Raw genomic sequence first — 6,702 nt, 5'->3', positions numbered from 1 at the left:
AATCTGAGCCATGATCAAACTCTTCAGTTTAAAATCATTGCTCACTCAAATCTTTACTGCTGACTTTAAAACTCGATCCAATCTAATGAATCAAACATAAAGCGTTTTAGTATCGACTCTCGTAAGATTTCAAATTTTTTGTAGTTATTCGAACATCAATTGAATAAACAATTAACAACTCGAACAACTTGCTGAAGTCTCTAGCGAGTGCCCACACAAATTATCTGATTAAATTCTTAAAGAGCGTCCTAATTATAGGAGATGCCAACAAGAGCTTGCTGACAGAGGCCGCTACTATACATGAGAAAATGCTATAAGCAAGCCCTTTTAACTTTTTTCTAACATTTTCCCTTAAAAAACGTTTTATTCCCTCTATAAACTAAAAAGGCGTAGCCACATATAAGTAGCTACGCCTTTTAGAACAAGCAGTTAAGACTATTTAATTTCTAATGCCTGAGCTTCGATTTTCGCTTTCCATTCTGCAGGACCTGTAATGTGTACAGAGGTACCTTTAGTGTCTACAGCAACAGTAACCGGCATATCAACAACTTCAAACTCATAAATAGCTTCCATCCCCAATTCTGGGAAGGCAACAACTTCAGCTTTTTGAATTGCTTTTGATACTAGGTAAGCAGCACCACCAACAGCCATAAGGTAAACAGCACCGAACTCTTTAATTGCTTCAATCGCGATTGGTCCACGCTCAGCTTTACCTATCATGCCTAGCAAGCCTGTATCAGCAAGCATGGTATGAGTAAACTTATCCATACGAGTAGAAGTGGTAGGACCAGCAGGACCAACAGCTTCATCACGCACTGGATCAACTGGTCCAACGTAATAGATAAAGCGACCAGTCAGATCAACAGGTAGCTCTTCACCATTTTGGATCATCTCAACCATTTTCTTATGCGCCGCATCACGGCCTGTCAGCATTTTACCGCTTAACAAAATAGTTTCGCCTGGCTGCCATTCTTTCACTGATTCTGGTGTGACATCTTCAAGTTTTACGCGACGAACACTCTCTCCTACTTCCCAAACAATTTCAGGCCAGTCTTCAAGCTTCGGCGGCTCAAGATCAGCAGCACCAGAACCGTCAAGTACAAAGTGAGCGTGACGTGTCGCAGCACAGTTTGGGATCATAGCAACAGGCAAAGAGGCCGCGTGAGTTGGGCAGTCATGGATTTTTACATCCAGTACTGTAGTAAGACCACCTAGACCTTGCGCACCTATACCCAGATCATTTACAGCTTTGAAGATTTCTAAACGCAATTCTTCAGAACGGTTTTGCGGGCCTCTATCCATAAGTTCATGAATATCGATTGGCTCCATTAACGACTCTTTCGCCATTAACATTGCTTTCTCAGCCGTACCACCAATACCTATACCCAGCATACCCGGCGGACACCAACCAGCCCCCATAGTAGGCACTGTCTTTTTAACCCATTCAACAATGCTGTCTGATGGGTTTAACATCGCGAGTTTTGACTTATTCTCAGAACCACCACCTTTTGCTGCCACGTGCACCTCCACAGTGTCACCTGGCACAACTTCCATATGAATAACGGCTGGCGTGTTGTCCTTAGTGTTTTTACGAGCTCCAGCAGGATCAGCAAGAATGGATGCACGTAGAACATTGTCTGGATGAGTGTATGCACGACGCACACCTTCATTAACCATGTCATGAACGCTCATTTCAGATTCCCACTGAACATTCATGCCAATTTTTAAGAAGACTGTCACTATGCCTGTATCTTGGCATAAAGGGCGCTTGCCTTCTGCACACATTCTTGAGTTGATCAAGATTTGCGCCATTGAATCTTTTGCTGCCTGACTTTCTTCACGCTTATAGGCTTCATGAACAGCGTCCACAAAGTCGATTGGGTGGTAATAAGAAATAAATTGTAATGCGTCAGCAACACTTGTAATCAAATCTTGTTCGCGAATAACACTCATGAGCCTCTCCTACCGAGTACCATTTTTGTCGAAGCCGGAATGTTAAAAGAAGCACAGCTTTATGAAAAGCGCTAATGCCATTTATTCACCTAGCTGATGCCAAATAACCCCTATCATTTGTAAAAATGAACACTTTATAGCCGATCACCAAGCTTTTCGTACTTTTTATGCTTTAACATTTGTTTCCTAGGATAACTGACTCTATAATCCGCAACCTTTGTAAAAACTTAGGCTCTTTAAGTACATGAATCATTTTGACCTATACGGTATTGGCAACGCCCTTGTTGACGTAGAAACTCGCGTCACAGATCAATTTTTAAGTGATAACAAGGTTATAAAAGGTTGTATGACCCTAGTAGAAGCAGCTAGGCAAAATGAGTTACTTGATCAACTAAGACAAAAAATTGAACATAAATCCTGTGGTGGATCTCTTGCAAACTCCACCATAGCAACCGCAAATTTTGGCAGTAAATGCTTTTACTCTTGCCAAGTTGCTGACGATGAAATGGGGCGTTTCTTCCATCGGGACTTAATCCATCAAAACATCCAGTCCAACCTAGATAGCACCCCTCTCCCTAAAGGCGATACAGGCACCTGCCTTGCCATGATTACTCCAGACGCAGATAGAACCATGAACACCTTTTTAGGTGTTGGCGGTCTAGTTGGCCCTGATCAAGTAAATTTAGACGTAGCAAAGTCTGCTCGCATCTGTTTTTTAGAAGGCTATCTAATCAGCTCTGAGTACGGTAAAGAAGCACTTCACACCATAGCTAAATCAGCTAGTCAAAGCGGCAACATTTGTGCGCTATCCATGAGCGACCCTATGCTTGTTAAGTATTTTAGGGATGATTTTTTAGCCCTAATCAAAGATGGCGTTAACTTACTCTTCATGAATGAAGATGAAGCTATGGAGTTAACTCAAGCAGAAACACTGACAGGGGCTATTACTTGGCTTAAAAACAACATCAAGCAATTTGTTGTTACTTGTGGTTCAAGAGGCTCTTTAAGTTGGGATGGCGAAACATTATTTGAAACCCCAGTACCAACCATTAATCAACTTGATACCATAGGTGCAGGCGATATGTTCGCGGGCAGCTTTATTCACGCTCTTCTTAAAGACGCAAGCTTTGATACTGCAGCCACAATTGCTTGCTATTGCGCTTCACTCATTGTTGGCCAATATGGCTCTCGCCTTGAGAAGCAAAATCAAGATAAAGCAAATGCTTTTGTGGTAGAAGCACTCAATCGCTAAAAACTACCAAACCTAAATATTTCATTCTACCTTCAGAGCTCTTAGGGCAATTTTAGTAATAGTAAGCCTTTTGCAGCCGGTAGAAATAAGAAAGCCGAGACTCAATCGAGACTCGGCTTTTTAGTTTAATCAGCTTTGATTAGGCTTTATTCTTACTTACCTTTTCCCTCACACCCGTATCACCATGAATAGAAGAAGTTACATACTCTTCCAAAATTGAAGCAGTGAACTTTTCTCGCTCAGTAAGTGAAGGGATTTTTTCAGCTTCCCAATTTAATAGACGTACAAAAACTGAATACTTAGTGATTTTCGTTAGATCAATATCCCTTACACTAATGCCGTGTAATTCCATTAAATGGAAGGCTTGCTCAATACTTTTTTGCGCCTCAAATTGAGAACCAAGACTTGCAGCACCTAAAAGTTTCTCAATTTGCTGCAATGGATTCTCAGTTTTAACAGGCTCTCGCTTCGTTAAAGTAGAAGATAAGAATTTTGAAAGCATCTCTTCTGTATGACTTTCTCTTGCAACAACATCCTCAATAGACGCTGTTTCTCTTTCTAACAGGCGAATAAACAAGCTCTTATTTTTAATATCTGAGAACTCTAAGTCTTTAAGCGTTAATCCCGCTTCTGACATGATAGTAACAACTTTGTCGAACGAATCTTTGCCTTCGCCACTAACAGAAACAGCAAGCGCCAAATGGCAACGTAACTCATGCATAATTCTTGCAGCATGGAAGTCTTGTTTGCGTTTAACATGCTGTTGAAAGTCTGCTTTCACTCTGTCTAAGTCTTGGGTCAGTTCTTCATAACCATGTTGAGCCTCTTGCTCTGAACGTAGACATTCAACTCTAATTTCAGACTTTTGTTTTTCCCAAGCCTCATAGGCTTTGGCTCTCGCCTGAAACGCTCTTTCAATTGCTTCTTCAAAGCTTAATTCTATACGAGCTCGTTCAGCTCTTTCACTAAGCTCTTCTTGCTCAGCATCTAGTCTAGATTGTCTTTTTTCAGCGAGAGACTCTTTAGATAAAACCAGTTGCTTTTCAATAGTATCTATTGATGACTGAATCTCACCTTCATCAAAGTCAGCCAATTGAGCTGCAACTTTTTGCCAATATTCATCTTCCTCAAAAGGAATGGTTGGGTCACTCGCAGCATATTGATCTTTAAGCTGCTTACTGAATATCACCCCTTCACGCCTGAACGCATTGGCCGCATTAATCACATTATCTGTATTCAAAGACGCACTTGAGGTGACATCACTTTCAGCGCTAATCGTCTCTGCTTTCATTGGTTCTGATTCCTTACGTATGTCATGAGGCCCTTCGACTTGTTCATCAATTTCCATGCCTGCATTTTCATCTAATACTTGGTCAGCTTTAATCTCATCATTCTGAACTTCATCTAGCAGACCTTGCTCTGCATTCTTCTTCGCAAGTTCAGCTTGCTCATGCTCCATCTTTAATTTGGCTTGTGCAGCATAACGTTCAATTTCTTGCCTTTCTCTTTCTGCTTGCAACTCTGCCGCAGCTTTTAGCCTTTCTTTTTCGGCTTGCTCTCTAGCTGCTTTCTGAGCTTCTTTTTCTTTTAGCTCAGCCGCTTTTCTCGCTTTCTCAGCATTTAACTTTTCAGCTTTTTTACGTAACTTTTCAGCTTCACGCTCTTCGTTTTCTCTTGCAGCTTCTTTTATCGGGTCATACTCGTGTTCAGAAACATACTCTTCATCAAGTATTGTTCTTGCGCCTGCATAGGTATGTGTTTTATCAACTGGCGCTTCATTAAATTGCTGGCTTGCTGCCGAAGACGCTCTGGCGTATTTAGGGGTATAAGTTGATTGCGTCTTAGCCCCCCATTTCACTTTATTTAAGGTAATCGGGTCACATAAAGCAGATAAAGGCACCTCAGAACGACTAATTGAATTTTGGCGCACAATTGTTTCTGCATGTCTTAACGCCATAGTCGCTTCACTTGGGTTACTAGAAGTAGCAAGATTCAATAGTTTTACAACTTTGGATATAGCTTTTTTTCTTCTTCGTATGCTCATAAATTCTGCCTTATGCACATTGGCAACTTAATTCAAAAATATAATTGACCATCCGTATCTTCAGTCACAACAAGATCATCAGCCAACAACACTCGAATCTTCTGCAAAATATTGGCCAACTCTTTCTTTTTATATGCAAGGGCTGGAAACTTGCCCCATACAGGCTCTGGCCAAGCTTTATCAGAAGTAAAGCGCACTACATGATGCAGGTGTAACTGATGCACTTTATTGCCGATTGCGGCAATATTTAGCTTATCAGGAGAAAATGCGTCATGTAGGTTTTCCGCTAACAGGCAACTTTCGTCCATTAGCATATGCCTATCTGACTCTTCTAATTGATAAATCTCCGTGATTCCAACGCGCTTAGGTACCAGCACAAACCAAGTATAGTTAGCATCATTAATTAAGCGTAACTCACATAAAGGAAACTCCCCTACTTTAACTGAGTCCTTTTTTAATCTTTCATCTAGCTCAAACATACGACTTCCTATTTACAATACGTTTATACATAAGCACTATAGCACCCCATTGAAAATCCACCCAGAATCAAGAGCCTAAGATGACAAATTTACCTTGTGTTATAGATGCTAAAGCTAAACTTGCGGAATGCCCTCGCTGGGACGAGATCAATGAGTGTCTATATTTTGTAGATATCGACTCATTTGAGCTGCATGCCTTTGATACCAAAAACAATCGCCATGATATAAGAAAGTTCGATGAAGCAATCGGGTGTTTCTCGCTAACTAAAGAAGGTGGTTTCATTGCTGCGTTCCGTTCTGGGGTATATACATTTGAAAGCTTTAATGCGGAATTGAAGCCATACTGGTTGGCAGATTACGACCAAGAAACAACACGATTTAACGATGGCCGCTGTGATTTTAACGGACGTTTTTTAGCTGGCACTATGTACTCACCTAAAGATGCCTTTAAAGGTGCTCTACATCAATTCTCAAAAGGTGAAAATAAGGTTCTGGATCAAGCTGCTTGGACATCAAATGGCCTAGCTTTTTCTCCAGATGGAAAAACCATGTATTACTCCGACACACCAAATCACGTGGTTTATCAATTTGACTATGACATGGAAACCGGTGAAGCAAGTAACAAGCGAGACTTTATCCGCTTCCCTCATGGCAATGGCCGTCCTGACGGTGCCGCCGTCGATAGTGAAGGCAATTATTGGTCAGCACTCTACCAAGGACAAAGAATTGTTAAGATTAGTCCTCAAGGTAATATCTTAGAAGAGTACCCTGTCCCTGCAATTTATCCTACAATGGTCGCATTTGGTGGCAAGGATATGAAAACACTCTTTATATCAACTTGTCGCGGTGCCCATTCTGAAGAAGAATTGAAAGATTACCCTCAAGCAGGGGGCATTTTTGCCATGGACGTGACAACACCAGGTCTGATCGAAGCCAGATTTGATCAATAGCATTTAACTTTAACTAAAATAGAC

5 protein-coding genes are annotated in these 6,702 nt (G+C 41.2%); 2 read left to right on the top strand and 3 right to left on the bottom strand.

Translation table 11 applies throughout. The annotated features are described in order from the left end of the window. Window positions 1–435: 435 nt before the first annotated feature. Entirely contained in the window at window positions 436–1,953 is a 1,518-nt protein-coding gene (locus tag OA91_RS23100) for a fumarate hydratase (protein WP_046018961.1), read from the bottom strand. 244 nt (window positions 1,954–2,197) lie between these two features. Between OA91_RS23100 and OA91_RS23095 the strand changes: the two genes are divergently transcribed. Then, on the top strand, window positions 2,198–3,205 hold the full coding sequence (locus OA91_RS23095) for an adenosine kinase (RefSeq protein ID WP_063340052.1): 1,008 nt from the start codon (window positions 2,198–2,200) through the stop codon (window positions 3,203–3,205). 139 nt (window positions 3,206–3,344) lie between these two features. Here OA91_RS23095 and OA91_RS23090 read toward each other — a convergent pair whose 3' ends face one another. Together OA91_RS23090 and OA91_RS23085 are read right to left on the bottom strand one after the other, a co-directional pair. Next, window positions 3,345–5,249: a DUF2786 domain-containing protein gene (locus OA91_RS23090; protein ID WP_063340051.1), complete on the bottom strand. Its 1,905-nt coding sequence runs from the start codon at window positions 5,247–5,249 to the stop codon at window positions 3,345–3,347. A gap of 32 nt (window positions 5,250–5,281) precedes the next feature. After that, complete coding sequence (locus OA91_RS23085) at window positions 5,282–5,728, bottom strand: HIT domain-containing protein (protein ID WP_063340050.1); 447 nt, start codon at window positions 5,726–5,728, stop codon at window positions 5,282–5,284. 80 nt (window positions 5,729–5,808) lie between these two features. Here OA91_RS23085 and OA91_RS23080 point away from each other — a divergent pair, with 80 nt between their 5' ends. Beyond that, window positions 5,809–6,678: an SMP-30/gluconolactonase/LRE family protein gene (locus tag OA91_RS23080; protein ID WP_063340049.1), complete on the top strand. Its 870-nt coding sequence runs from the start codon at window positions 5,809–5,811 to the stop codon at window positions 6,676–6,678. Window positions 6,679–6,702: the final 24 nt, after the last annotated feature.

The organism is Marinomonas sp. SBI8L, from assembly GCF_001624705.1.
Classification (GTDB): Bacteria; Pseudomonadota; Gammaproteobacteria; order Pseudomonadales; family Marinomonadaceae; genus Marinomonas.
The sequence above is the reverse complement of the archived record's forward strand: the minus strand, read 5'-3'. Positions and strand labels throughout refer to the sequence as shown.

What these genes read in the sequence shown, in the direction of transcription:
- OA91_RS23100 (WP_046018961.1), bottom strand. Translation starts at nt 1,953, where the DNA reads ATGAGTGTTATTCGCGAACAAGATTTGATTACAAGTGTTGCTGACGCA.
- OA91_RS23095 (WP_063340052.1), top strand. Translation starts at nt 2,198, where the DNA reads ATGAATCATTTTGACCTATACGGTATTGGCAACGCCCTTGTTGACGTA.
- OA91_RS23090 (WP_063340051.1), bottom strand. Translation starts at nt 5,249, where the DNA reads ATGAGCATACGAAGAAGAAAAAAAGCTATATCCAAAGTTGTAAAACTA.
- OA91_RS23085 (WP_063340050.1), bottom strand. Translation starts at nt 5,728, where the DNA reads ATGTTTGAGCTAGATGAAAGATTAAAAAAGGACTCAGTTAAAGTAGGG.
- OA91_RS23080 (WP_063340049.1), top strand. Translation starts at nt 5,809, where the DNA reads ATGACAAATTTACCTTGTGTTATAGATGCTAAAGCTAAACTTGCGGAA.